General features: G+C 37.5%; 1 protein-coding gene. It reads right to left on the bottom strand.

Features of this window, described 5'->3' with window-relative positions; genetic code table 11:
* Positions 1 to 94: 94 nt before the first annotated feature.
* The coding region (locus AC1DDX_RS09205; RefSeq protein ID WP_477621977.1) for a ribonucleotide-diphosphate reductase subunit beta at positions 95 to 986 on the bottom strand (892 nt) is incomplete at its 5' end.

Genomic DNA, 986 nt, shown 5'->3' with positions numbered 1-986 from the left:
TTTATGGTGCATATTGGGTTTGTGATGAGCAACCCCAGCATCGGCACCGAATTAATTATTTATTTATATTACTTATCGCCTAACCCGATAAGTTTTAAAAATCATCGTCTAAAGAGAAAGCCGCAGCTTTATCTTCTGTAGAGGTTAATACACCACTTTTCTGGTAATCACCAACTCTTTTTTCAAAGAAATTCGTTTTACCTTGTAGTGATATCATCTCCATAAAATCAAATGGGTTGGTTGCATTATAGATTTTAGTATAACCAAGCTCTTGCACCCATCTGTCTGCAACAAACTCAATGTACTGCGACATTAGCTTTGCATTCATTCCAATCAGTGCCACAGGTAAGGCATCTGTAATAAATTCTTTTTCTATTTCTACAGCATCCTTAATGATACCGTGAACTTGTTCTTCAGTAAGCTTATTCTTAAGCATACCATACAACAAACAAGCAAATTCGCAATGTGAACCCTCATCTCTGGAGATCAGCTCATTACTGAATGTTAAACCTGGCATTAACCCTCGTTTCTTTAACCAGAATATAGAGCAGAAACTTCCGCTAAAGAAAATACCCTCAACAGCTGCAAAAGCTACCAAACGTTCAGCAAAATTACCACCTTCTATCCAGCGTAATGCCCATTCCGCTTTTCTCTTAACACAGGGAACAGTCTCTATTGCGTGGAACAACCTATCCTTTTCATCAGGATCTTTTATATAAGTATCAATTAACAATGCATATGTTTCTGAGTGGATGTTTTCCATCATGATCTGGAACCCGTAAAAGCAACGTGCTTCAGGCAACTGAACTTCACTCATAAAATTTACTGCAAGGTTTTCGTTTACAATACCATCACTTGCAGAGAAGAAAGCCAAAATATGAGAAATAAAATGTCTCTCCCCGTCATTTAGGTTATCCCAATGTTTCTGGTCATCAGAAAGATCAATTTCTTCTGCCGTCCAAAAACTAGCCTCACTCTTTTTATAC

The sequence above is a fragment of the Pedobacter sp. 10L46_2 genome (assembly GCF_056395165.1).
The sequence above is the reverse complement of the archived record's forward strand: the minus strand, read 5'-3'. Positions and strand labels throughout refer to the sequence as shown.